The sequence below is a fragment of the Pseudarthrobacter sp. 05T312 genome, assembly GCF_056396685.1.
The window spans coordinates 85836-110718 of record NZ_JBFTLY010000011.1 but is presented as its reverse complement, the minus strand read 5'-3'; the positions used below and the strand labels follow the sequence as shown (position 1 = coordinate 110718).

Genomic DNA, 24883 nt, shown 5'->3' with positions numbered 1-24883 from the left:
TCCGGGCCTGCCTACTTCAGGAACTTCGACGTCCTCCGGTCAGCCAGGACCTTGCCCTTGGTCTGGCAGGTGGGGCAGTACTGCAGCGCGGTGTCCGCGAACGACACCTCCCGGACGGTGTCACCGCACACGGGGCAGGGCTGGCCGGCCCTGGCATGCACCCGCATGTGGCTGCGCTTAACGTCCTTGAGATCCTTGGGCGGCTTGCCCGCAGCCTCCTTAAGTGCCTCGCCCAGCACGCTGTGGATGGCGTCGTACAGCACCCGCACGCTCTCCCGGTCCAGTGACTTCGCGATGGCGAACGGTGAGATCCGCGCCGCGTGAAGGATCTCGTCACTGTAGGCGTTGCCAATGCCCGCAATCACGCTCTGGCTGCGCAGGAGTCCCTTGATCTGCTGCGAACTGCCGCCCAGGATCTCTGCCAGCATGTCGGCGTCGAACGCTTCCGTAAAAGGATCCGGACCCAGCGAGGCGATTCCCGGTACCTCCTGCGGATCCCGCACCACGTAGACGGCCAGGCTCTTCTTGGTGCCCGCCTCGGTCAGATCCAGGCCGCGCGGTCCGTTGGGCCCGGAGAACGCGCACCGGACCGCGATGAGGCCCTTGCCCATCCGAAGCTGGCTGTCGGCGGGGGAGTCGGTGAAGCGCACCCAGCCCGCGCGCGCCAGGTGGAATACCAGGGAAATGCCGCCGGTATCGATGCTGATGAACTTCCCGAAGCGCCGGACGCCGGAGACCGTGCGGCCTTCAAGGGCGTCGAAGGGCGGATCCGCCGTCTTGAGCACGGCGAAGGAGACAATCTGCAGTTTGGTGACCACACAGCCCCGCAGCTGTTCGTCAAGGAACCCGGCGAGGCCGGCGACTTCAGGCAGTTCCGGCATGGCCTACCTGCACTGTCCCAAAGGATGCTGCACCGGTGCTTGCGCTCATGGCTCCCATCTTGTCAGAAACGCCGGTGGCGGCCCCGGCAGATGTGCCTATACTTTCAGCGGCGGCCCGATTTCCGGGCCCCTTGTGACATAGGCGCGTACCCCGATGAAAGGCCTCCCATGAGCAACATTCCCGAAGACCTGTCCTACACCGCCGAACACGAGTGGGTCACCTCCCCGAATGCCGACGGCGTGGTCCGCGTGGGAATCACCGATTTTGCCCAGGACGCCCTTGGGGATGTCGTTTACGCCCAGATGCCCGAGGTCGGCACGAAGATTACGGCAAACGAAGTGGTGGGCGAGGTCGAGTCCACCAAGAGCGTCAGCGACATCTACGCCCCGGTTTCCGGTGAAGTCGTGGCCCGCAACGAGTCCCTGGACAGCGATTCGGCCCTGATCAACAGCGATCCTTACGGTGACGGCTGGCTGATCGAGATCAAACTGGCCGAAGCCGACGCCGTTGAGTCCTTGCTCAGTGCATCCGAGTACGAACAACAGGTAGGCTAAAGCTAACCGGTATTTCCGGTCCGGCCCCGCGTCGCGGGCATGGCGTCTCCGCACGTCAGAGCCCGGATCGGGAGCCGGTGCCGGACCTGCCGGGCAGGGCCGGAGACTAACCGTTGGTTGCGGGTTCCATACCCGCAACATCTAAGAGGAGGAATCCATGGCTGGCCACAGACACAACCCTGCCGATGGGGATTACGGCACGGGTGCGGCTAGGGCGTCGGAGACCACCTCGATCCACCTCACCCCCGTCACCGACGAACCCACCATCGCTCCGAGGCTGTCTTCGGACGAGCGCAACTCGGTGGAGGCCCTGCCCGCCGGCTCGGCCCTGCTGGTGGCCCACAGCGGCCCCAACGCCGGTGCCCGGTTCCTGCTGGATTCGGATGTCACCACTGCGGGCCGCCACCCGGACGCGGACATCTTCCTGGATGACGTCACGGTATCGCGGCGCCACGTGGAGTTCCGGCGCACCGCCCGCAGCTTCGAAGTGGTGGACAAGAACAGCCTCAACGGCACCTACGTCAACCACGACCGCGTGGACAGCGTGGAACTGAAGTCCGGCAGCGAAGTCCAGATCGGCAAGTTCCGCCTCACCTTCTACCTGAGCCCTGCCACGGCTGCAGGCCGCAGCTGAACCGGGGACCGCTGCCTGTGGCAATGGCACAACCGGAACGGCGGGGCCCCCAGGTCCTGAACATTGGTGAAGTCCTCGCCCAGTTGAGCGCCGACTTCCCGGGCATGACCGCGTCGAAGATCCGGTTCCTTGAGGAAAAGGGACTGATCAACCCCCGCCGCACACCTGCGGGCTACCGTCAGTATTCCGACGGCGATGTGGAGCGGCTGCGCTTCGTGCTGGCCCTTCAGCGGGACCAGTACCTCCCCCTGAGGGTCATCAAGGACTACCTTGACGCCATCGACAGGGGAGAGCGGCCGGAGAACCTCCCGCCCGGCGTCGTGGTTTCGCCCCGCATTGTTTCCGATGAACTGGCTGCCGAACTGCAGAACCGGGGCCGCAAGCTGAGCGAGGAGCAGCTCCGCACCGAGTCCGGGGCCAGCGTCCCCCTGCTGCAGTCGCTCTTGAGCTTCGGCCTCATCAGCCACAGCAACGGCCAGTTCGACGAGCATGCCCTGCAGGTTGCCCGCGCCTGCGTGCAGCTGGAAAGCCACGGCCTGGAACCCCGGCACCTCAGGCCTTTCCAGGCTGCGGCCGAACGGGAATTCGGCCTGGTGGAACGAGCCGTCGCGCCACTGGCCTCACGCAAGGACTCGGCATCACAGGCACGCGCGGCGGAGGCGGCGCGCGAGATCAGCGATCTTTGCCTCACCCTGCACCGGGCCCTGGTGCAGGACCATATCTCACGCATGGACATCTGATGATCGAAGTCGAGATTGTTGGCGTTCGCATTGAACTGCCTTCCAACCAGCCGCTGGTCCTGCTCAAAGAGATGCACGGCGAACGCCACGTCCCGATCTGGATTGGCACGCCGGAAGCCAGTGCCATCGCCCTGGCCCAGCAGGGCGTGGTCCCGCCCAGGCCCATGACCCATGACCTCCTCGTGGACGTCGTGGAGTCGCTGGGCCACTCCGTGGTCAGCGTCAACATTGTCGCCGTGGAGGACAACATCTTTTATGGCCAGCTGCAGTTTGAAAACGGCACCACGGTGAGTTCCCGTGCTTCGGATGCGCTGGCGGTTGCCCTGCGGGCCAAGTGCAGGATCTGGTGCGCCGATTCTGTGATGGACGAGGCCGGTGTGCGCATTACGGAGCATGATGAGGGCGAGGACGCCGAGCCGGGTCCCACCGTCGATGAGGAGCGCGAACTGCGGCGCTTCAGGGAGTTCCTGGATGACGTGGAACCCGAGGATTTCGACGGCTAAGGTCACGTTAAGGTTAAAGTTAAGGCTGAAAGTTTCGACACGCCTCTTCGAAGCCCCCAAGGTCTTTGACCTCGGGACCCGCCGGGCCTAACGTCGAAGTATCAAGTTCCCTTGCTTACGGCAGCCGCGCAAGTCACACTGGAAAGTGCGCCCCGCGGAGAAATTACACCCATGGCCTTCCTGCCACGGTTGCTGTAGTCGTTCCGGGGGAGCGTACGACAAGGAGGATCCAGGTGAGTCCCAAAGGCGAAGCAGGCGGGCTTAAACAGCCCACGGCCGGTGTTGCTGTGCCCGTGAGCGGTGCACAGGGCCTCCTGTTCACCGAAGACCTGCCGGTACTGGATGAGGACGCCGGCTACCGGGGTCCCACCGCCTGCAAGGCCGCCGGTATCACCTACCGCCAGCTGGATTACTGGGCGCGGACCGGCCTGGTTGAGCCCGCGGTCCGCGGCGCAGCAGGATCGGGGTCCCAGCGGCTCTACGGGTTCCGCGACATCCTGGTCCTCAAGGTGGTCAAGCGGCTCCTGGACACCGGTGTGTCCCTGCAGCAGATCCGCACCGCAGTGGAGCACCTGCGGGAGCGTGGAGTTGAGGACCTGGCCCAGATCACGCTCATGAGCGACGGCGCCAGCGTTTACGAATGCACCTCTGCTGACGAGGTCATTGACCTGGTGCAGGGTGGCCAGGGCGTCTTCGGCATCGCCGTGGGACGCGTATGGCGCGAGGTCGAAGGAAGCCTTGCCTCGCTGCCCAGCGAGCACGCCGCCGAGCAGTCCTTTCCGGACGACGAACTGAGTAAGCGGCGGGCAGCGCGGAAAATCAGCTGACACAGAGTTCCAGAAGTAAGGGCCACCCTCCTGACGGAGGGTGGCCCTTATTCGTTGGAACGTGGTCCTAGCGGGCGCGGCTGCGCAGCCCGGATCCTGCGGCCATCAGGTTGAACAGCAGGTCATCGAACAGGCCGGCCGCGGACTTGGCCGAATCGCCGGGCCAGTGGTGTACGGGGTGGGCGGCACCCTGGATCTGCTGCCAGTTAGCCTGTTCGGGGATCCGCGGGCTGAGCAGGAGTTCGCCGAACATCGACTCCATCTCCGCCAGGCGGTAGGTGTGTTCCGAGGAGCCGCTCCGGACGCGGTTGGCCACGATTCCTGCGGGTGAAAGGTTGGGCGCGAACTCCTGCTTGAACAGCTGGATGGCCCGCATGGTGCGTTCGGTACCGGCTACCGAGAACAGGCCCGGCTCGGCAACCAGGGCCACCTTGTCACTTGCTGCCCAGGCCATGCGGGTCAGGCCGTTGAGCGAGGGAGGGCAGTCCACCAGGACGAGCTGGTAAGCGTCTGCGCCGGCGAGGACGGAGGACAGCCGGCGGAGATCACGGCGCCCAAGGTCCGGGCGGTCATAGATTCCGGTGTAAGCGGAGCCGACGGCGACATCGAGGACGGCAGGTCCGGAACCGTCGGACGGGCCACGGTCGGCCCAGCTGCTGCGCACCACGTTCTCGGCCAGCTTGGCCCGGCGCGGGCTCTTCAGCATCCTGCCGATGTCCAGCTGGTCACCGGGCTGGACGCCGAGGGCCGTGGTGGCATCGGCGTGCGGATCGAGGTCCACCACCAGCGTGCGGACTCCTGCGGCCAGCGCCGCAGACGCCAATCCTGTGGTGACGGAAGTCTTGCCGACTCCACCCTTGAGGCTGCTGATGCTGACTACTTGCACTTGAGAGACCAAAACCTAACGCCGGATGCCGTGTTGGGGGTAATGTTTGCCTCGGCAGAGCCGAAGCCGGACGGTCCTGCCGCCCTACTCATCATATGTTGATGCGTCGGCGAATCCTGCTTTATCGGGCGTCGGCATGGCACCGACTGTGCTGCCCGGGCGGTTTCCGCCAGCCAGGCCCAAAGCGTTCGGTCCATGACGGGAAAATCTGTGACCGTGGCCACAAAGATTTGTGTTTGTCCTTGCAGGTCCTAGACACTGTGACCACTCATCGATCCACCCGCAATGATGCAGGAGAAGTATGTTTTCCAAAGTTCTGGTGGCCAACCGCGGCGAAATCGCGATCAGGGCCTTCCGCGCCGGCTATGAGCTGGGCGCAAAGACCGTTGCCGTTTTTCCCCAGGAGGACCGTAACTCGATCCATCGGCAGAAGGCGGACGAGGCTTACCTGATTGGCGAGGAAGGCCACCCGGTCCGGGCTTACCTGGACGTGGCCGAGGTGGTGCGGGTCGCGAAAGAGGCCGGCGCAGACGCCATCTACCCCGGCTACGGGTTCCTCTCGGAAAACCCTGAACTGGCACGCGCGGCCAAGGACGCCGGCATCACTTTCGTGGGTCCGCCCGCCGAGGTGCTTGAGCTCGCCGGCAACAAGGTGGCGGCGCTGAAGGCGGCCCGCGAGGCCGGGGTACCGGTCCTGAAGTCCAGCGAGCCGTCCAAGGACCTGTACGAACTCCTGGCCGCGGCCGATGAGATCGGATTCCCCATTTTCGCCAAGGCCGTTGCCGGCGGCGGTGGCCGCGGCATGCGGCGGGTCGATACCCGCGAGGCACTGCCCGAAGCACTGAAGTCGGCCATGCGCGAAGCCGATGCTGCGTTCGGTGATCCCACCATGTTCCTGGAGCAGGCGGTCCTCCGCCCGCGGCACATCGAAGTGCAGATCCTCGCGGACGCCGAGGGCAACGTCATGCACCTCTTCGAGCGCGACTGCTCCATCCAGCGGCGGCACCAGAAGGTCATCGAGATCGCCCCCGCGCCCAACCTTGATGAGGGCATCCGCCAGGCCCTGTACCGGGATGCCGTGAAGTTCGCCAAGGCACTGAACTACGTCAACGCCGGTACCGTCGAATTCCTCGTGGACACCGAGGGCGAACGCGCAGGCCAGCACGTCTTCATCGAAATGAACCCGCGCATCCAGGTGGAGCACACGGTTACCGAGGAAGTCACGGACGTGGACCTGGTCCAGGCGCAGATGCGGATCGCCTCCGGCGAGACGCTCGCGGACCTGGGGCTTTCCCAGGACAGCGTCAAGCTTCGCGGCGCCGCCCTTCAGAGCCGCATCACCACCGAAGACCCCGCCAACGGGTTCCGCCCCGACGTCGGAAAGATCACCGGATACCGTTCGGCAGGCGGCGCCGGTGTCCGCCTTGACGGCGGCACGGTCTACTCCGGCGCCGAGATCAGCCCCCACTTCGACTCAATGCTGGTCAAGCTCACCTGCCGCGGCAGGGATTACCCCGCTGCGGTTGCCCGCGCCCGCCGCGCACTGGCGGAGTTCCGCATCCGCGGCGTCTCCACGAACATCCCCTTCCTCCAGGCTGTGCTGGATGACCCCGACTTCATCGCCGGGGATGTGGCCACGAACTTCATCGACCAGCGCCCGGAACTGCTCAAGGCCCGCGTATCGGCCGACCGCGGCACCAAGCTCTTGACCTGGCTGGCCGACGTCACCGTCAACAAGCCCAACGGCGACCTGGCCGTGCACTCGGACCCGGCCCACAAGCTCCCCGACGTCAAGGACATGCAGGCCGGGCCCGGTTCACGCCAGAAGCTTCTTGAGCTGGGCCCGGAAGGCTTCGCGAAGGCACTGCGCGAGCAGAATGCCGTTGCCGTCACCGACACCACCTTCCGTGACGCGCACCAGTCCCTGCTGGCCACGCGAGTCCGCACCCGCGACCTCGTCGCCGCCGGCCCCGCCGTTACGGCCCTCATGCCGCAACTGCTCTCCGTCGAGGCCTGGGGCGGTGCGACCTATGACGTGGCCCTGCGCTTCCTGGGCGAGGACCCCTGGGACCGGCTCGCCGCCCTGCGCAAGGCCATGCCCAACATCTGCATCCAGATGCTGCTGCGCGGCCGCAACACCGTGGGCTACACGCCCTACCCCGAAGAAGTCACCGAAGCCTTCGTCAACGAGGCTGCCGCCACGGGCATCGACATCTTCCGCATCTTTGACGCCCTGAACGACGTCAGCCAGATGGCTCCTGCCATCCGAGCCGTCCGGGCCACCGGCACCGCCGTCGCAGAGGTGGCCCTCTGCTACACCGGCGACATGCTGGACCCCGAAGAGAAGCTCTACACCCTGGACTACTACCTGGGGCTGGCGCAGAAGATCGTCGACGCCGGAGCCCACATCCTGGCCATCAAGGATATGGCCGGCCTGCTCCGGCCTGCTGCCGCCGCCAAGCTGGTCGCCGCGCTGCGTGAGCGCTTCGACCTGCCCGTCCACCTGCACACCCACGACACCGCAGGTGGCCAGCTGGCCACGCTCCTGTCGGCCGTCGACGCCGGCGTGGACGCGGTGGACGTGGCCTCCGCATCCCTCGCGGGCACCACCAGCCAGGTGTCGGCGTCGGCCCTTGTTGCTGCCCTGGCCCACACGCCGCGGGACACCGGCCTCAGCCTGGACGCCGTCAGCTCGCTCGAGCCCTACTGGGAAGCGGTCCGCCGCGTCTACGCGCCGTTCGAGTCCGGCCTGCCCGGCCCCACCGGCCGCGTGTACAAGCACGAGATCCCGGGTGGCCAGCTCTCCAACCTGCGCCAGCAGGCCATGGCCCTTGGCCTGGGGGAGCAGTTCGAGGCGATCGAGGACATGTACACCGCAGCGGACCGGATCCTGGGGCACCTGGTGAAGGTAACGCCGTCCTCCAAGGTGGTTGGCGATCTCGCCCTGCACCTGGTAGGCCTCAACGCTGATCCTGCCGACTTCGAAGCGAACCCGCAGAACTACGACATCCCCGATTCCGTCATCGGCTTCCTGTCGGGCGAACTCGGCGATCCTCCCGGGGGCTGGCCTGAGCCGTTCCGCACCAAGGCCCTGCAGGGCAGGAGCGTCAAGGTCCGCGACGTGGAGCTCAGCGCCGAAGACAGCGCAGCGCTCAAGTCAGAATCCAAGACCCGCCAGCACACGCTGAACCGGTTGCTCTTCGATGGTCCCACCAAGGACTACCTCAAGAGCGTGGAGACGTACGGCAACATCTCGGTCCTGGATACCCGCGACTACCTCTACGGCCTGCAGCGCGGCACCGAGCACGAGATCCAGCTGGAGCGCGGCGTGCGCTTGATTGCCTCCCTGGAGGCGGTGTCGGAGCCGGACGAGAAGGGCATGCGCACCGTCATGTGCACCCTCAACGGCCAGTCCCGGCCCGTGGTGGTCCGCGACCGCTCCGTGGTCAGCAACGTCAAGGCCGCCGAGAAAGCCGATCCCGCCCAGCCCGGCCAGGTGGCCGCTCCCTTCGCCGGGGCCGTCACCGTCACCGTCAAACCGGGGGAGACGGTCAAGGCGGGAGACACCGTGGCCACCATCGAGGCAATGAAGATGGAAGCATCCATTACGACGCCGGTGACCGGCAAGGTGTCCCGCCTCGCCATCTCCGCGGTGGAGCAGGTCCAGGGCGGGGACCTGCTGCTGGTCATCGAACAGTAGGACGATCCGAGGACGCCGAAAGGGTCACTCCGTTCGTTGGCTGCTCCCCGAGGACTGCACCTGGAAATCCAGTGCAGATCTTCGGGGAGCAGTTCCATGACCAGGAGCTGTCCGCGAACCCCGGACGGCGGGCAACCAAGGCGGTGGCCGGTCAGGCCAGCCAGCGCCACCAGCGTGACTGCGCCGGTTCCGGTACCGGCCCAGGTTCCAGATCCGGCTCCTCGCCCAGGGCCAGCGCGGCCCCGGCAATGTCGTCGGCAGTAAGGGTCATGACAGCTTCCCGGTCAAGCGCCTCGAGGCTTTGTTCCTCGTCGAGCGAGAGCCGCAGGGCCTGGCGGTTAAGCGCCTGCTCAAACAACGTGCGCGCGAACCGTGCATTGCCGGAGTCCTCGCCCGCGTGCAGCCCGGTAAAGATTCGGCGCAGCATCTGGTCCGCCCCCGGCTCCAGCATGTACTCGTGCTGGGCCAGCATCTGGTGGAAGATCGTCTGGAGTGCTTCAACAGAGTAGTCGGGGAAGGTGATCTCGCGGGCGAAGCGGGAACGCAGGCCAGGGTTAGAGAGCAGGAACGACTCCATCAGCCGCGGGTACCCGGCCACGATTACCACCAGGCGGTGGCGGTGGTCCTCCATCCGCTTCAACAGGACCTCGATCGCCTCGGGGCCGAAGTCCATCCTGCCGTCTTCCGGGGCCAGGCCGTAGGCCTCGTCGATGAACAGGACACCGTCCAGCGCACGCCTGATCACCCGGTCCGTCTTGATGGCAGTCTGCCCGACGTACTGCCCTACCAGGCCCGAACGGTCCACCTCCACCAGGTGGCCCTTCTGCAGCAGGCCCACCGCCCGGTACATCTCGGCCAGGAGCCGTGCCACGGTGGTCTTGCCCGTGCCCGGGTTTCCGAGGAACACCAGATGCTGGGAGGTGGCCACCTCCGGCAGGCCGTGCGCCTTGCGGCGCGCCTGGACCTGGAGCAGTGCGACGAGGGCGCGCACCTGTTCCTTCACGGTCTCCAGGCCCACCAGTGCATCGAGCTCCGCCTGCAGCTCGGACAGCGGCCGGGCCGGCCCGGGCCTGGCACCCATGAGGTCGCCCACAAGATCGTCTACGCGCTCCGATCCGGGCAGCTTGAGCTGATCGGCCAGGTGGCCGAGCGTTTCACGCAGGTCGTCGAGCGGTTTGCGGCTGGCAGCCATGCAACCACTGTAGTACCCGATCCCGTGCCAGGGGTGGACAGTTAATGGGGAAAGGGCCCTCCCTTGCGGAAAGACCCTTTCATCGTTGCCGGCGTCAGGGACGCGGGGCCGAGTACATCTCCTCGATGACCGTTTCGAAGTCCTTCATCACCTGTGCCCGCTTCACCTTCATGGACGGGGTGAGGTGGCCGGAGGCTTCCGTGAAGTCGGCCGGGACGATGCGGAAGGACTTGATGGCCTCGGCCTGGGAGACCGAGGTGTTTGCTGCGGTCACCAGGTCCTGGACTGCCGCCTTCACCACCGGGTTGGCGGCTGCCTGCTCGAGGGTGGTGTCTGCGGGAAGGCCGTGGCGCTGGAGCCAGCCCGGCAGGGCCTCCTGGTCCAGGGTCACCAGGGCCCCGATGAAGGGCCTGTTGTCGCCTACCACGAGGACCTGCGACACGAGGGCATCGGCCCGGATCTGGTCCTCAAGCAGGGCCGGGATGACGTTCTTGCCGCCCGCGGTGACGATGATTTCCTTCTTCCGGCCGGTGATCCAGACGAACCCCTCGTCATCGATCTGCCCAATGTCCCCGGTATGGAACCAGCCATCGGTGAAGGCTTCCGCGGTCAGGTCCTCACGCCTGTAGTAGCCCCGCATGACGCACACTCCCTTGGCCAGGATCTCGCCGTCGTCGGCAATCTTGACGGAGTTGCCCGGGAGGGGCTTGCCCACGGAGCCGATCTTGATCCGCGACGGGGTGTTCACGGTGATGGGCGCGGTGGTTTCGGTAAGCCCGTATCCCTCCAGTACCTGCAGGCCGATGCCCTGGAAGAAGTGGCCCAGCCGCTCACCCAGGGGACCGCCGCCGGACACGGCGTGGGCAACGTGCCCGCCCATGGCCGCGCGGAGCTTGCCGTAGACCAGCTTGTCGAACAACGCGTGCCGCAGCTTCAGGCCCAGCCCCACCCGTCCGTCCTGGCTGGCCTTCGAGTAAGCGATGGCAGTCTCCGCTGCCCGGTGGAAGATGGCGCCCTTGCCGCCGTCCTCGGCCTTCGTCAGGGCCGAGTTGTAGACCTTCTCGAATACCCTGGGCACCGCCAGGATGAACGTCGGTTCGTAGCTCTGCAGGTCAGCGAGGAGGTTCTTGATGTCCGGCGTGTGGGCCACCGTGGTTCCGGCGGCCATGGCCAGCACCGAGATGTACCGGGCAAACACGTGGGCCAGCGGCAGGAACATGATGGTCTTGGCCTTCTCATGGACAATCTCGCCGATGATGGCCAGGGCATTGTCCGAGAGCTCCACGAAGTTGCCGTGCGTGAGTTCGCACCCCTTGGGGCGTCCCGTGGTTCCGGAGGTGTAGATGATGGTGGCCACGTCCTGCAGCCCGGCTGTGCTGCGGCGCGCCTCGAGTTCTTCGTCGCTGACGCCGCGGCCCGCCTCGCGGAGGCTGTCCAGTCCCTGGCCCTCAAGCTGCCAGACGTGCTGCACGTCGGTAAGCCCCTCGGCTGTGACCGCCTGCCTGATGACATTCTCATGGTGGGCAGATTCGCCGAAGGCGGCGACGGCACCGGAGTCACCGAGGTTCCACGCCACCTGGGAAGGGGAGGAGGTTTCGTAAATGGGCACCGAGACGGCACCCGCGAACCAGATGGAGAAATCCACCAGGGACCATTCGTAGCGGGTGCGGGACATGATGCCGACGCGGTCGCCGGCGCCCACTCCGCTGGCGATGAGCCCCTTGGCCAGGGCCTGGACGTCGGCGAGGAACTCGGTGGCGGGAACGTCCCGCCAGGTGCCCGCAGGATCCAGGCGCGAAAACAGTGCCGGGTTGCTGGGCTTGACCGCCTGGCGCAACACCAGATCCGTGATGTTGGTTTCGGGTGGGACCACAACCAGGGGCGGAACACTGAATTCGCGCACTATAGCTCCTTTGATATCCGAAGTCCCGCGCAGGGGGTTGCCTAAAGACTAGTACCCAGGGCGGAACAGTGCAGTACACAAACCTACTGGCCAGTAACTTAGGCGTCAATGGACGCTTCGGAGCGCGGCTTTTGTCAAGGCAATCCTGCCTCCCGGCCTAGAATGGTGGACTATGTACGGACCGTTGCCCGGCGATCAGGCCGGCCCCCTGAAAAGACCGGCACCCTGGCGCCGCCGTCCCGCCAACCACCGTGCCGGACAAATGCACGGGGTCGTCGGCGGCCACCTCCGCCTGGGCCGCAAGGGACTCGCCATCGGGATTGACATCGGCGGAACCAAGGTAGCCGCAGGCGTGGTGGACGCCGAAGGCCGGATCCTCAGCGAGGCCCGCCGCTCCACGCCCGGGACCGACCCGCGGGCGGTGGAGCAGGTCATCGTGGAACTCGTGGAGGAACTGGGCCGGGGCCACCGCATCTGGTCTGTCGGCATCGGCGCTGCCGGCTGGATGGACCTGGCCGGCGGCACCGTCCTCTTCAGCCCCCACCTGGCCTGGCGCAACGAGCCGCTGCGGGAAAACCTCCAGCGGCTCCTCCGGCGCCCGGTGCTCCTGACCAACGACGCCGACGCCGCAGCCTGGGCGGAATGGCGCTTCGGTGCGGGCCAGGGGGAGGACCGCCTGGTCTGCATCACGCTGGGGACGGGCATCGGCGGGGCCATGGTGATGGACGGCAGGGTGGAACGGGGCCGGTTCGGCGTTGCCGGGGAGTTCGGCCACCAGATCATCATGCCGGGCGGACACCGATGCGAATGCGGCAACCGCGGCTGCTGGGAACAATACGCCTCAGGCAACGCACTGGGACGGGAAGCCCGGCTACTGGCCCGGTCCAATTCGCCGGTGGCCCAGGACCTGCTGGCAGCCGTGGACGGACATCCCGAAGCAATCACCGGAGCCATCGTGACTGAACTGGCCCTGGCGGGGGATCCTGCCTCCCAGGAGCTGATCGAGGAGGTCGGCGAATGGCTAGGGCTCGGGCTGGCCAATCTGGCCGCGGCCCTGGACCCCGGCCTGTTCGTCATCGGCGGCGGGCTCTGCTCAGCCGGTGACCTGCTGGTGGGGCCGGCCCGGAAGGCGTTCGCGCGGAACCTGACAGGGCGCGGGTTCCGCCCGGCTGCAGGGATCGAACTGGCGGCCCTGGGCCCCAACGCGGGCCTCATCGGAGCGGCCGACCTGTCCCGCGTCAGCAGCCGCGTCCACGGCTGAGGACGACGGCGGGCTGGCTGCCCGCCGGGCGCTAAACCCTTGCGCCGTCGTCGTCGCCGTTCTTTTCCTCGGGCAGCTTCATGATCAGGTACACCGTTGCCAGCACGAATATGGCCACGATGCCAACGATCGCCAGCAGGGGCGCCGACCGCCAGAACATGGCCGAGAGCAGCAGCGCCACGGGTCCGCCCACGGCCCCGAGCCAGGCGAGCATGGTCAACGGGTCCGTGCCGGCAAGGCTGGGCGGCTCCTCCGGCACGAACTCCCCGCCCTCGTCGTCCACGTCATAGTCCCTGGGTCCCTCTGCGGGCATATCCGTTTCGGGACCGGCCTGCGCCGCAGCCTCGCGCTCAGCTGCAGACTTTTCGGCGGGCGGAGTCCCCGCCAGGCCCAGGGGATCAAAGTCGCGGAACGAGGGCTGTGCCGGCGCCTCGGGCGCAGCGGCCGCCGTGCCGGTGGGTGCTTGTTCCCGCGGGGCGGCATCGGGCCGGATGGCCACGGTGTCCGATTCGAGCCGGGCCACGAGGTCCAGCCAGACGGCGTCGTCCTGGTTGGCGCCCTGGTCCGGCTGGTCGGAGTCAGGCCTGTTCACGGCGGACCTCCTGTCCCGGTCCCGCCGGGCGGGCGGCTGAATCCTGCTGGACCCGCTTGATGAAGTCCACGGACCCTTCGAAGATGCGGTCGGCGTCGTTGTCGAGGGTAGCCACGTGGTAGCTGTTCTCCAGCCGCACCACTTCCAGCGGAGCGTGCGTCAACCCCCGCCGGAGGAGGTTCATGCTGGCGTCCGACACCACGTGGTCGACGGTGGAGCGGTAGACCTGCACGGGCGCGGTGACCCGGGGAAGGAGCCGGACCGTATCCCGGAACATCTTGTTCAGTTCGTGGGCAGCGGCCACCGGCGTGCGCGCATACGCGCCCTCATCCATCCCGGCCTTGAGGATGTCGTTGCCGATGGACGGGGTGCTTTTGAGCACCAGCTTCAGGATTCCTGCCAACGGCGCCCGGGGATCGTCAACCACCAGGCACGGGTTCACCAGGAGCACTCCAGCCACGGACCGGGTGGCGGCTATGCGCAGCGCCAGGGCTCCGCCCATGCTCAGGCCGGCCGCAAACACCTGGTCGCATTCAGCGTCCAGTTCCAGGAAAGCGTCATCAAGGGCGCCGTGCCATTGTTGCCAGCGGGTGCGTGCCAGGTCCTGCCACGTGGTTCCATGGCCCGGAAGCAGCGGCATCCGGACAGCGAAACCCGCGGCAGCGAACGCCGAAGCCCAGGCGCGCAGGCCATGGGGGCTTCCCGTGAACCCGTGGGACAGGACTACCCCGGTGCGGGGTCCTTCGCCGCTGAAGGCGCTGGAAAACGGGCTGTGGTCCGGTCCGGAGGTCATGGCGTCTCCAAGGTACTGGTGCGGCGGGCATGGGCGGCGACGAATTCGCCCGACTTGGCGAAGATCGAGGGCGCGTCAACGTCCAGAGTAGCCACATGTCCGCTGCTGGCAAGGTCCACCACCTCGGCGAGGTTTCTGCCCAGTCCCTTCCGCAGCAAGGCCAGCGACGTCGGCGGCACCACAGCGTCCGTGCGCGATTTGAAGACCTGGACGGGGGCGTCCACGGCCGGCAGGGATCGTACGGCAGCGCCGAAGAGTTTCTTGAGCTCATGCACGGAGGCCAGCGGGGTCAGCGAATAGTCGCCATCGTCGGTGGCGGGGGCGCCGGTCTGGTCCTCCTGGATGGGGACGGTGGTGCGCTGGACATACTTAAGGAGTCCGATGACCCGGACCCGCCAGTCGTAGAAGCTCAGGCCCGGATTGACCACGCTGACCCCCGCCACCGGATGCCGGGACGCCGCCAGCAGTGCGACGGCACCGCCCATTGACAGCCCTGCGGCGAAACAGGAATCCGTTCGCTCCGACAAATCCTGCAGGGCCTTCTCGTAGCTGCGGTACCAGTCCTTCCAGCCTGTCCGGGCAAGCTGACGCCAGTCCGTGCCGTGCCCCGGAAGGAGGGGAACGGAGACTGCATATCCCAGGTCCGCCAGGTGCTCCGCCCACGGCATGACACTCAGGGGACTGCCCGTAAAACCGTGGCAAATGGCCACCCCGGTGCGGGCATTGGCGCCATGGCCCGGGTAACTGAAAGCGGCCGGACGGGACGGGGTGCTGCTTTCAGTCATGAGTCCATCGTGTCACTGTTCCAGCCAAATCTCACTAGAGTAGGGTTGCATTGAATCGCTGGCCAGGCCCGACGCTGGGCCTGGGGCTGCCTTCCGGAGAGGTTCACCACGTGTTCTATTGGGTCATGAAACGGATCTTCCTCGGTCCAGTGATCAAGTTGCTTTTCAGGCCCTGGGTCAAGGGCCTGGACAATATCCCGGCGCAGGGGGCCGCCATCATCGCCTCCAACCACCTGTCGTTCTCCGATTCGATCTTCATGCCGCTCATGGTGCGGCGCCCGGTGGTGTTCCTTGCCAAGTCGGAATACTTCACGGGAACCGGAATTAAGGGGCGCCTTACGGCCGCGTTCTTCCGCCTGACCAACCAGTTGCCCATGGACCGCTCAGGCGGTGCCGCCTCCGCAGCATCCCTCAACGCCGGGATGGATGTGCTGGATGCCGGCGGCCTGCTCGGCATCTACCCGGAGGGCACGCGAAGCCCGGACGGGCGGCTGTACCGCGGAAAGGTTGGGGTCGCCAGGCTGGCGCTGCAGGCGGGGGTCCCCGTGATCCCGGTTGCCATGATCGGCACCGACAAGGTCCAGCCCATTGGCAAGCGGCTGCCCAATATCCGCAGGATTGGCATGATCTTCGGCGAACCGCTGGATTTCAGCCAGTACCGGGACCAGGCCGAGGACCGGGCAGTCCAGCGCCAGGTAACGGACCAGATCATGTCCCGCCTGCTGCGGCTCTCCGGCCAGGAGTACGTGGACGAATATGCGGCGGTGGTGAAGCTGCGGCTCGCCGGCAAGCCCGGGGAGCCCCTTGCCGCCGCCGAGCCACTTGCCGCCCCTGCGGCGTCCGACGCAGGATTCGTCCAGGAGGCCGGTTCCGGCGAAGCGGCCCCACAGCCGGTGGTGAAGGACGACGGCGGCACAAAGGCCAGGGGATAGCGGAACCCCCGGCTGCCGGGCGGCGGTTGTGACGGGGACAGCGGGCACCGTGACGGTCCGGTGTCCGCCGCTGCCGCGCTGCCGCTAGTCTTAGAGGGTGACTGAGCTATCTGCAAAACCAGCCTTTTCTCTGTCCAGCACCGCCCAGAGCGGAGCGGCCAACTATCCCGGACTGGACCACTGGCGGGACCTCCCCATCTCCCAGCAACCCAGCTGGCAGGACAAGGATGTATTTGAGGCTTCCGTGAAGGAATTGTCGGTCCTTCCGCCCCTGGTGTTTGCAGGTGAAGTGGATGTCCTGCGCGAGCGGCTGGCCGCCGCCGCCCAGGGCAAGGCGTTCCTGCTGCAGGGCGGCGACTGCGCGGAGACCTTCGACGCCGCCACGGCGGACAAGATCAGCGCCCGCGTCAAGACGATCCTCCAGATGGCAGTGGTGCTCACCTACGGCGCCGCGATGCCGGTCATCAAGATGGGCCGCATGGCGGGCCAGTTCGCCAAGCCGCGCTCTTCCAATGACGAAACCCGTGACGGCGTGACGCTGCCCGCGTACCGCGGCGACATTGTCAACGGGTACGACTTTACCCCCGAGTCCCGCGGCCACGACGCCGCCCGCATGCTGCGCGCCTACCACACGTCGGCCTCCACCCTGAACCTCATCCGCGCCTTTACGCAGGGCGGCTTCGCGGACCTGCGCTCCGTCCACCAGTGGAACAAGGGGTTCACCGAAAACCCGGCCCACGCCCGCTATGAATCGCTGGCCCGCGACATTGACCGTGCCATCAAGTTCATGGACTCGTGCGGCGCCGACTTCGAAGCCCTCAAGCGCGTGGAGTTCTTCGCCAGCCACGAGGCGCTGCTGCTGGACTACGAACGCGCGCTGACCCGCATCGATTCCCGTACCGGCTTCCCCTATGACACCTCGGCGCACTTCCTGTGGATCGGCGAGCGGACCCGGGAGCTCGACCACGCCCACGTCGACTTCCTTTCGCGGGTACGCAACCCCATCGGCGTCAAGCTTGGCCCTTCCACCACCGGCGATGACGCACTGCGCCTTATCGACAAGCTCGACCCCGACCGCGAACCCGGCCGCCTCACGTTCATCACCCGCATGGGCGCAGGCAACATCCGCGAGAAGCTGGCCGCCGTCGTCGAGAAGGTCACCGCCTCCGGTGCGCAGGTCCTGTGGGTTACCGACCCCATGCACGGCAATACGGTCACCTCGCCCAACGGGTACAAGACGCGCAACTTTGACGACGTCATCGACGAGGTGCGTGGCTTCTTCGAGGTGCACCACGGCCTGGGCACGGTACCGGGCGGCCTGCATGTGGAGATGACGGGCGACGACGTGGCAGAGTGCCTTGGCGGCGCTGACCCGATCGACCAGGATGCTTTCCTGGACCGCTACGAGTCTGTCTGCGATCCCCGCCTGAACCACATGCAGTCACTGGAGATGGCCTTCCTGGTGGCCGGCGCCCTGGCCAAGCACTAGCGACGGAGCCAACGCGTCCCGGTGGGCCGGCCTGGCCGGCCCACCGGGCTACACCACGGTGATGGTGACGACGGAGCCTTCCGGGACTTCCCGGTTCACCGGCGACTGGTCCCGGACCGTGCCGAAGAAGCCGCCCAGGATGTTGTTCCGGCGGACTTCGAATCCCAGCTTCTTCAGGGCCTGTTCTGCTTCGGTGGCCTGCTTGCCGATAAAGCTCGGGACCGCCACCATTTTGGGACCCTTGGAAATAGTCAGGGTGACGGCCCCGCCCCGGGTGAGTGTCCCGTCGGCCGGGGATTGGCTGACAACTGCGCCCTCCGGAACATTCCGGTCGAACACCCGGTCCGGCGCCACCTTGGCCGTAAGGCCTGCTGCCTCAATGGCGGCAACGGCATCGTTCCCGTTCTTTCCCACGACCGACGGCACCGGAAGTGGCTGCGGGCCTTTGGAAACGGTGATTCCGACGGGAGTCCCGTGGCGGGCCGGAGTGCCTGCGGCTGGATCCTGGGACAGGACGCTTCCGGCCGTTGCCTGGTCGTCGAACTTTTCCGTGACGGTGCCCAGCGCCATCTCCGCCCCGTTGAGGGCCTTCTTGGCATCGTCCAGGTTCCCGCGGCTGAGGTCCGGCAGGGGGAAAAGCTGTGGCCCCTTGGACACCAGCAGGGAGACCGGCTGGAACTTCCGTATTTCCGTCCCCGCCGCCGGCTCGCTGCCCACCACGAGTCCGGTGGGCACGTCGTCGTCGAAGACGTCGCTCGTGGTGGAGTGGAAGCCCACCCCGTCCAGGAGCTGCTGGGCCTGGGCCACGGTCTTGTTGGCCACCGCGGGGACAGCGGCGGCGGCACCGGGACCCATGCCGAAAAACCATCCCGCACCCGTTGCCAGGAGGGCAGCGAGGATAAGGAGCACGACCCACAGGAGGCCGCGGCGGCGCGGATTTCCTTCCCGCAGGGTGCGCACCGGCGTGGCGGCCGCTTCGGCGCGGAGTTTCTCGCTTTCCCTGTCCGCTTTGCGTTGTGCCCGCTTGCCCAGCCGCGGCGGCGGGGGAGACCAGCCGCTGCCGGCATCGTCGTCGTCGGGCAGCGTGAGTCCCGGCCGCCGGTGGTAGGCAACCTGCTCCGTCGGGTTTGCCTCCGCCTGCTGGTACTGCCGCGGCGGATAGGCGGGTGCAGCTGGCCGGGAAGGGGGCATCATGGTTGTCGGGTTGCTGGCGCGGCCCAGGACCTCGGTCTGGTGCATGGCGGCAGCCGCCGCTGCGGCCGGCGGTTGCAGGTCCAGTTCAGCATCGGTGAGGTTGGTGCGGATGTGGCGCAGTTCCTGGAGCAGCGCACTGCCGTCCACGGGCCGGTTCTCCGGATCGTTGGCGGTGCACCACTGCACCAGTTCATCCACTTCGCCGGCCAACTGCGGGACGAGGTCCGACGGCGGCCCCACCACATCGTTGACGTGCTGGTAGGCCACCTGGATGGGTACTTCGCCCTCGAACGGCTGCCGCCCGGTCAACATTTCGTACAGCATGATGCCTACGGCATAGACGTCGCTGCGGGCATCCGCCGGCTTGCCCAGGACCAGTTCGGGCGAGATGTAGGCCACTGTTCCAATCAGCGCGCCGGTGCTGGTTGAACTGGTGACGGCACGGGCCAGGCCAAAGTCGCCGATCTTGATCCGGCCGTCGTCGGCGATCAGGACGTTTTCCGGTTTTACGTCCCGGTGGATGAAGCCGGCCGCGTGGGCGGCAGCGAGGCCCTCAACCACCGGATCGATCAGAGCCAGCGCCAGCCGGGGTGTCAGCGCGCCCCTGTCCTTGAGGACGTCCCTGAGCGTGTGGCCCTTGATGTATTCCATGACGAGGTAGGCGGTGTTGCCGTCGTTGCCCTGGTCGAGGACTCCCACCACGTGCGGGTGGGACAGCCGGGCAGCAGCCTTGGCTTCCCGGCCCAGCCTGCCCAGGAAGTTTTCGTCGGCAGCGAGGTGGGGATGGAGCACCTTCAGCGCCACCTCGCGGTCCAGCCTTTGGTCCACCGCCAGGTAGACGGTGGACATCCCGCCACGGGCAAGCCTGGAAGTGACTGCATAGCGGTTGTCCACCAGCGTCCCGACAACTGGGTCTGACACGTGTTCCTGCACCTTACGATCCTAGTCCCGCAGCAAAACGCGTCCGAAATGAAAACGGGTCCGAACCGGTAACGGTTCGGACCCGCAGACTTGCAGCTGTCAGTGGCCGAAGCTCAGCTGAAGTTCTTCTGGTGTGCCTTGATGGCGGCGAGGTACGCCTTGGTGTCGTCGTACATGCCGTTCTTGCTCACGGAGTACTGGCCCTGGTAGTAACCCGCGATGGCGGTGTCCTGGTCTTTGCTGGTGGCCAGCAGCTGCCGGATGATGGCTACGCCGGCCGTGGCGTTGTCATACGGGTCCAGCAGGTTCAGCTTCCGTCCCACCAGGTCTGATGCCCACTGCCCGGAGCTGGGAATGACCTGCATGGTGCCGATTGCATTGGCCGGTGAGACGGACCGCTGGTTGAAGCCGGATTCCTGGTAGGCGAAGGCCATGGCCAGCGAGGGATCCACGCCCATGCGGCGTGCAGTGTCGGCAACGATGTTCTTCATCTCATCCCGGGAAGGAACGGGAGAGGCGTTCAGCAGTGCCTTGTTTTCGTTGGCTGAGCTGACAACAGCGGCCGGGTAGCTGAAGCCCAGGAAGGAACTGGGCACCAGGGGTGCGGCAGCCGGCTGGGGTGCTGCCGCCGCGGGCTGCGCATCCGGCTGGCCGGAGCCGCCGGGAATGACCAGCTTGCTGCCCGGGTAGATGACAGTAGTCATGCCCAGTTTGTTGGCCGCGAGGAGGTCCGACAGTTTGACGCCGTGGCGGGACGCAATGGCGGAGAGGGTGTCGCCGGCCTTGATGGTGTAGGAGCCTGTTGCCGGCGCGGCGGTGTTTGCCAGGGCAGGTGCAGGTGCGGGTGCGGCCGGGGCTGCCGGTGCCGGGGCTGCGGGGGCAGGAGCGGCGTCGCCGCCGCCCACCTTGACCTTCTGTCCCGGATAGATGATGGAGCGCATGGAGAGGTTGTTCCAGGCGAAGACGTCCGAGAGGGACACGTTGTGCTTCGCGGCGATGGCCCCCAGGGTGTCCCCGGCCTTCACCGTGTAGGTTGCCCCGCCCGCGGGTGCCGGCGCTGCAGGGGCAGCGGCCGGCGCGGGAGCGGCAGGCTGCGCTGAGCCGGACAGCTTGAGCTTCTGGCCCGGATAAATGATGGTGTTGGCCTGCAGGTTGTTCAGCCTCAGGATGTCCCCGGTATCCAGGCCGAACCGGCCGGCGATCCCACTGACGGTATCCCCACGGACGATCGTGTACTCCGCGGGTGCCGAGGGCTCCGCGGGCTGGAACGCTGCGGGAATGGTGGTCGAGACAACGGCAGCAGGAATGAAGGTTCCGGCCGCTTTCGCTTCGGCCTGGGCCTGCATTGCTGCCGCAAGGCTGCTGGGAATGTTCCTCGCGGGCTGCTGGGCCGTGGCCGGCTCGGCAAGGGCTAATGATGACAAAACGACCGCTGGCAGCGCCGCTGTGGTGGCGGCAATCATGGGCAGACTCGGCTTGGGGGGCTGCTTGCGCGAGCGGGACATCGTCATCGGAAAGAATCCTCTTCTCAACTGCGGGTGCGGACGCGGACGGGGATGCCGCTGCCAATCTTGATACTACTGTGACTTAAGTTAATAGTGTTACAACTGTGATGTGTGTGAATCTCTCATGAATTTGCGGATAGCACAAGAATTTTCGGAATTCGGGTAATGGCTTCTTTTTGGGAGTGTCCGCAGGCCAGGGGCGGATTGCATTAGTCCGACTAGGCGCCGGGGCGGGCGGCGTGGCAACCTTGATCCGTGAGTAATGTAGAAAACCTGGTGGGCCAGTGGCTGCCGCTGCCCGACGTCGCCCGTTTATTGGATGTTTCAGTCACAAAGGTGCACAGCCTGATTGACGAGCGTTCCCTGGCGGCCCTGCGCGTGGGCGAGCGGAAAATCCGGTCGGTGCCCGCGGAGTTCATCCAGGACGGCCAGGTGGTGGACAGCTTAAAGGGAACCATCGTGGTGCTGGCCGATGCCGGCTACTCAGATGAGGACCTTATCGTGTGGCTGTTCACGGAAGACGAATCGCTCCGCGGCCGTCCGATCGACGCCCTGCGCGAAGGCCGCAAGACGGAAATCCGGCGCAGGGCCCAAACCCTGGCCTGGTAACAGCCCCCGTCAGGAGGCTCGGCTGACCGTTGCTTCAGCCAGCCTCCGCAGGGCGGTTTTGGGCAGCTCTTCCAATTCAAGCCCGTCGAGCGCCTCGAAAGCGGCCGCGCCGAATTCGCTGATGAGCACTTCGGTGGCCTGCAGTGCACCGGAATCCTCGATTATCCGACGGATTTCCAGGATGTCGGCGTCGGACAAGTCGGGGCTGCCAAGGCTTGCATCAATAAAGGCCGACTCTTCCGCGGACGCCTGGTCCAGGGCCAGTGCCACCAGGACCGTCCGCTTTCCCTCACGCAGGTCATCGCCCGCGGGCTTGCCGGTGGTCAACGGATCACCGAACACGCCCAGGACGTCGTCCCGCAGCTGGAACGCTTCGCCCAGCGGCAGGGCAAACGCTGAGTAGCCCCGAAGCAGATCGTTGGTGGCGCCCGCCAGGGCCCCGCCCAGGGCCAGGGGGTGTTCGGTGGAGTACTTTGCGCTCTTGAACCGGATGATCGACTGTGCCCTGCCGACGGCACCGGCCCGGTCCCGCACCGGACCGGCGACTTCCTCCAGGATGTCCAGGTACTGGCCCGCCATGACCTCGGCCCGCATGAGGTTGAAGATCAGCCGCGCCCTGCTGCCGGATGCGGCCCGCTCGCCGATGTCAGTGAAGGCCTCCTCACTGAAGGACAGGCAAAGGTCGCCCGCAAGGATGGCAGCAGCCTGGCCAAACCTTTCGCTGTCCAGGGCCCAGCCCTGCGAGGTGTGAAGCTGGCTGAATCGGCGGTGCACGCTGGGACCGCCCCGCCGGGTATCCGAACGGTCGATGATGTCGTCGTGGATCAGCGCGGCCGCCTGGAACAGCTCCAGCGCGGCGCCGGCCGTTACCACCTGGGCCGCCCCCGCTTCGCCGCCTGCGCCCCGCCAGCCCCAGTAGCACATCAGGGCGCGGAGGCGCTTTCCGCCGGTCACCAGGTTGGAGATCGAGCCCATGATGGGTTCGATGTCGGGGGAGATGCCGGACATCACGGATTGCCGTGCCGTCAGGAAGCCGGTGAGCTCACCGGCCACCCCCGCCACAAAGTCGGCCTGTTCGTTCCTCAGCTGCTCGGCGGCCGTCACTTGGCTGACTCAGCTGCCACGTTGGCACCGATGGTGAAGGTGGACACGCCCGCGGCTTCAACCACGGAGAGGTTGACAGTCTCGTTGTCACCGCGGACGAAATCCTTCGAGGCCACTCCGCCCACCTTGTCGCCGGGGACGGCCTTGAACCCCTGGCCTTCCAAAGCCTTGCTGTAAAAGTCGATGACGGCTGCGGTGGGAGCCGTCACAGTGCCCACAAGTGCTGCCGTTGCTGGAGTGGACGCCTTGTCAAAGCTGCTGGAAACCACCGTTGCCCCCGGCATGAGGGGAAGGAGCTGCTGCGGGAATCCCTCCACCACTGCGCCCACGGTTGCGGACGTGTTGGGCGACGCCGAAGGGCTGGGTGAAGCCGTAAGGGCGGATTGGGAAGCGGCAACGGACGGGGACGGCTCGGCTTGTCCGGACGGTGTCTGGCTGCAACCGGCCAGGACCAGCGCCCCAACAGCGGCAAGCGCGGCCAGGCCAGCTGGCTTGAAGTATCCAATAGCCGTCACGAAGACTTTCCTCCTGGTGTTGTTGGCGGAACCAGCCTCCAGTTTAGCCAGCCTGCCATGGCCTCCCGACAAACCAGCCCGGTCCGGACAAACCGATAGGATTGCAGCCGTGGGGCCAGCAGGTATGAACCAGGTATCCGCCGCGCGCCTCCAGGGCAGCCGGCGCACGTGCATCATGCACGTCGATATGGATGCCTTCTTCGTTTCGGTGGAGCTGCGCACACGGCCCGAACTGCGGGGCAAGCCGGTGATCGTAGGCTTCCCGGGTGAGCGTTCGGTAGTCCTCTCCGGCTCCTATGAGGCCCGGGCCTTCGGGGTTAAATCTGCCATGCCCATGGCCGTGGCACTGCGGATGTGCCCGCAGGCCGTGGTGATCGAACCGCGGCACAAGCTCTACTACGAGGTGTCCGGGCAGCTGATGTCCATCTTTGAATCCATCACCGGACTGGTCGAGCCGCTCAGCGTTGACGAGGCTTTCCTGGACGTCACAGGTGCGCTCCGCAGGCTGGGACCGCCCCGCGGCATCGGGGAGCTGATCCGCCGCCGGGTGGCCGCGGAGCTCGGCATCACCGCCTCCGTGGGCATTGCGGAGACCAAGTTCGTTGCCAAGATCGCGTCCACACGGTGCAAGCCGGACGGGCTGCTGCTCATTGGCCCCGACCAGACGGTGCCGTACTTACACAGCCTGCCCGTGGGTGCCCTCTGGGGTGTGGGCGCCAAGACCAAGGAGGTGCTGGCGAAGATGGGAATCAGTACCGTGGCGGACGTGGCCGCAACTCCGGTGTCGTCGTTGAAGAAGGTCCTCGGCGCAACGGGGGAGCACGTCCACCAGCTCGCCTGGGGCATCGATCCCCGCCCGGTGACGCCGGTGCGGCTTGAAAAGAGCATCGGCGCGGAAGAGACCTTTGCCACAGATACCGACGACGACGCCCTTCTTCGCCGGGAACTCCTCCGCCTTTCCCACCGCACCGCCGGCCGCCTGCGGAGCTCCGGAATGGTTGCCCGCACCGTGGCCCTGAAATTACGGTTCGCCGATTTCTCCACCATCACCCGCAGCAGGACCGTCCAGACCCCGGTGGACAGCGCCCAGCTGCTCTACGCCGTGGCACTCCAGCTCCTCGAATCCGTCGGAACCAGGGCCATGGCCGTGCGGCTGGTGGGAGTCAGGGCTGAACAGCTCGAGGAAGCAGCCCGGACCTCGCTCCAGCTGAGCATTGACCGCAGGGATGACAACTGGCGCGCGGCCGAGCAGGTACTCGACGAAGTGGCGCGGAAATTCGGCGACAAATCGGTCCTTCCCGCCCGTCTGATGGAGCCCGAAAACCGGCCGGACGGCAGTACCGAACGGCCCGCCTGACGGGG

The 24883-nt window shown here is 66.5% G+C and carries 22 protein-coding genes; 11 read left to right on the top strand and 11 right to left on the bottom strand.

Annotated features, from left to right (window positions below; translation table 11 throughout):
- Window positions 1-11 precede the first annotated feature (11 nt).
- Window positions 12-881, bottom strand: a complete 870-nt coding sequence (locus tag AC1DIP_RS14760; protein WP_477734167.1) for an Fpg/Nei family DNA glycosylase — start codon at window positions 879-881, stop codon at window positions 12-14.
- Window positions 882-1049: 168 nt separating this feature from the next.
- On the opposite strand from AC1DIP_RS14760, the gene gcvH reads away from it, so the two are divergent.
- The 5 genes from gcvH to AC1DIP_RS14735 all read left to right on the top strand — a co-directional run bounded on the left by gcvH (window position 1050) and on the right by AC1DIP_RS14735 (window position 4140).
- Complete coding sequence (gene gcvH / locus AC1DIP_RS14755) at window positions 1050-1436, top strand: glycine cleavage system protein GcvH (RefSeq protein WP_141160876.1); 387 nt, start codon at window positions 1050-1052, stop codon at window positions 1434-1436.
- 157 nt (window positions 1437-1593) lie between these two features.
- The gene (locus AC1DIP_RS14750; RefSeq protein WP_141160875.1) at window positions 1594-2070 is read left to right on the top strand and encodes an FHA domain-containing protein; all 477 of its coding nucleotides are present in this window, start codon (window positions 1594-1596) and stop codon (window positions 2068-2070) included.
- A gap of 23 nt (window positions 2071-2093) precedes the next feature.
- On the top strand, window positions 2094-2810 hold the full coding sequence (gene ftsR, locus AC1DIP_RS14745) for a transcriptional regulator FtsR (RefSeq protein ID WP_477734166.1): 717 nt from the start codon (window positions 2094-2096) through the stop codon (window positions 2808-2810).
- The gene (locus AC1DIP_RS14740) at window positions 2810-3313 is read left to right on the top strand and encodes a bifunctional nuclease family protein (protein ID WP_056331728.1); all 504 of its coding nucleotides are present in this window, start codon (window positions 2810-2812) and stop codon (window positions 3311-3313) included. Before ftsR ends, AC1DIP_RS14740 begins: the two co-directional genes overlap by 1 nt.
- A 233-nt stretch (window positions 3314-3546) precedes the next feature.
- Complete coding sequence (locus tag AC1DIP_RS14735; RefSeq protein ID WP_018763528.1) at window positions 3547-4140, top strand: MerR family transcriptional regulator; 594 nt, start codon at window positions 3547-3549, stop codon at window positions 4138-4140.
- A gap of 67 nt (window positions 4141-4207) precedes the next feature.
- Here the strand turns inward: AC1DIP_RS14735 and AC1DIP_RS14730 are convergent, their stop codons facing one another.
- A complete protein-coding gene (locus tag AC1DIP_RS14730; protein WP_477734165.1) occupies window positions 4208-5026 on the bottom strand; it encodes a ParA family protein in 819 nt (272 codons plus the stop codon).
- A gap of 301 nt (window positions 5027-5327) precedes the next feature.
- On the opposite strand from AC1DIP_RS14730, the gene AC1DIP_RS14725 reads away from it, so the two are divergent.
- The gene (locus tag AC1DIP_RS14725; protein WP_477734164.1) at window positions 5328-8726 is read left to right on the top strand and encodes a pyruvate carboxylase; all 3399 of its coding nucleotides are present in this window, start codon (window positions 5328-5330) and stop codon (window positions 8724-8726) included.
- Window positions 8727-8877: 151 nt separating this feature from the next.
- Here AC1DIP_RS14725 and AC1DIP_RS14720 read toward each other — a convergent pair whose 3' ends face one another.
- Complete coding sequence (locus AC1DIP_RS14720; protein WP_476210496.1) at window positions 8878-9918, bottom strand: AAA family ATPase; 1041 nt, start codon at window positions 9916-9918, stop codon at window positions 8878-8880.
- A 94-nt stretch (window positions 9919-10012) separates the two neighbouring features.
- Entirely contained in the window at window positions 10013-11821 is a 1809-nt protein-coding gene (locus tag AC1DIP_RS14715) for an AMP-dependent synthetase/ligase (protein ID WP_477734163.1), read from the bottom strand.
- Window positions 11822-12083: 262 nt separating this feature from the next.
- On the opposite strand from AC1DIP_RS14715, the gene AC1DIP_RS14710 reads away from it, so the two are divergent.
- Window positions 12084-13082 carry an ROK family glucokinase gene (locus tag AC1DIP_RS14710; protein ID WP_477734187.1) on the top strand — a complete coding sequence of 333 codons (999 nt, stop codon included), beginning with the start codon at window positions 12084-12086 and terminating at the stop codon, window positions 13080-13082.
- A 31-nt stretch (window positions 13083-13113) separates the two neighbouring features.
- Here AC1DIP_RS14710 and AC1DIP_RS14705 read toward each other — a convergent pair whose 3' ends face one another.
- The 3 genes from AC1DIP_RS14705 to AC1DIP_RS14695 are packed head-to-tail and all read right to left on the bottom strand — an operon-like array spanning window position 13114 to window position 15252.
- Entirely contained in the window at window positions 13114-13674 is a 561-nt protein-coding gene (locus AC1DIP_RS14705) for a hypothetical protein (protein WP_476210500.1), read from the bottom strand.
- Complete coding sequence (locus AC1DIP_RS14700; protein ID WP_476210501.1) at window positions 13661-14467, bottom strand: alpha/beta fold hydrolase; 807 nt, start codon at window positions 14465-14467, stop codon at window positions 13661-13663. Before AC1DIP_RS14700 ends, AC1DIP_RS14705 begins: the two co-directional genes overlap by 14 nt.
- On the bottom strand, window positions 14464-15252 hold the full coding sequence (locus AC1DIP_RS14695; RefSeq protein ID WP_476210503.1) for an alpha/beta fold hydrolase: 789 nt from the start codon (window positions 15250-15252) through the stop codon (window positions 14464-14466). The genes AC1DIP_RS14700 and AC1DIP_RS14695 overlap by 4 nt, the downstream gene beginning before the upstream one ends.
- Before the next feature lie 110 nt (window positions 15253-15362).
- On the opposite strand from AC1DIP_RS14695, the gene AC1DIP_RS14690 reads away from it, so the two are divergent.
- Both AC1DIP_RS14690 and AC1DIP_RS14685 read left to right on the top strand, forming a co-directional pair.
- A complete protein-coding gene (locus AC1DIP_RS14690) occupies window positions 15363-16184 on the top strand; it encodes a 1-acyl-sn-glycerol-3-phosphate acyltransferase (RefSeq protein ID WP_476211870.1) in 822 nt (273 codons plus the stop codon).
- Between the two features lie 97 nt (window positions 16185-16281).
- The gene (locus tag AC1DIP_RS14685) at window positions 16282-17673 is read left to right on the top strand and encodes a class II 3-deoxy-7-phosphoheptulonate synthase (RefSeq protein WP_477734162.1); all 1392 of its coding nucleotides are present in this window, start codon (window positions 16282-16284) and stop codon (window positions 17671-17673) included.
- 48 nt (window positions 17674-17721) lie between these two features.
- Here AC1DIP_RS14685 and pknB read toward each other — a convergent pair whose 3' ends face one another.
- Window positions 17722-19800: a Stk1 family PASTA domain-containing Ser/Thr kinase gene (gene pknB, locus AC1DIP_RS14680; protein ID WP_476210507.1), complete on the bottom strand. Its 2079-nt coding sequence runs from the start codon at window positions 19798-19800 to the stop codon at window positions 17722-17724.
- Window positions 19801-19901: 101 nt separating this feature from the next.
- On the bottom strand, window positions 19902-21299 hold the full coding sequence (locus AC1DIP_RS14675; RefSeq protein WP_477734161.1) for a lytic transglycosylase: 1398 nt from the start codon (window positions 21297-21299) through the stop codon (window positions 19902-19904).
- Between the two features lie 249 nt (window positions 21300-21548).
- Between AC1DIP_RS14675 and AC1DIP_RS14670 the strand changes: the two genes are divergently transcribed.
- On the top strand, window positions 21549-21902 hold the full coding sequence (locus AC1DIP_RS14670) for an Rv2175c family DNA-binding protein (protein ID WP_168223113.1): 354 nt from the start codon (window positions 21549-21551) through the stop codon (window positions 21900-21902).
- Between the two features lie 9 nt (window positions 21903-21911).
- Here the strand turns inward: AC1DIP_RS14670 and AC1DIP_RS14665 are convergent, their stop codons facing one another.
- On the bottom strand, window positions 21912-23006 hold the full coding sequence (locus AC1DIP_RS14665) for a polyprenyl synthetase family protein (protein WP_476210511.1): 1095 nt from the start codon (window positions 23004-23006) through the stop codon (window positions 21912-21914).
- A complete protein-coding gene (locus tag AC1DIP_RS14660; protein ID WP_476210513.1) occupies window positions 23003-23521 on the bottom strand; it encodes a hypothetical protein in 519 nt (172 codons plus the stop codon). Before AC1DIP_RS14660 ends, AC1DIP_RS14665 begins: the two co-directional genes overlap by 4 nt.
- A gap of 124 nt (window positions 23522-23645) precedes the next feature.
- On the opposite strand from AC1DIP_RS14660, the gene dinB reads away from it, so the two are divergent.
- Window positions 23646-24878, top strand: coding sequence for a DNA polymerase IV (dinB, locus tag AC1DIP_RS14655; protein WP_476211871.1), 1233 nt, complete (start codon window positions 23646-23648; stop codon window positions 24876-24878).
- Window positions 24879-24883: the final 5 nt, after the last annotated feature.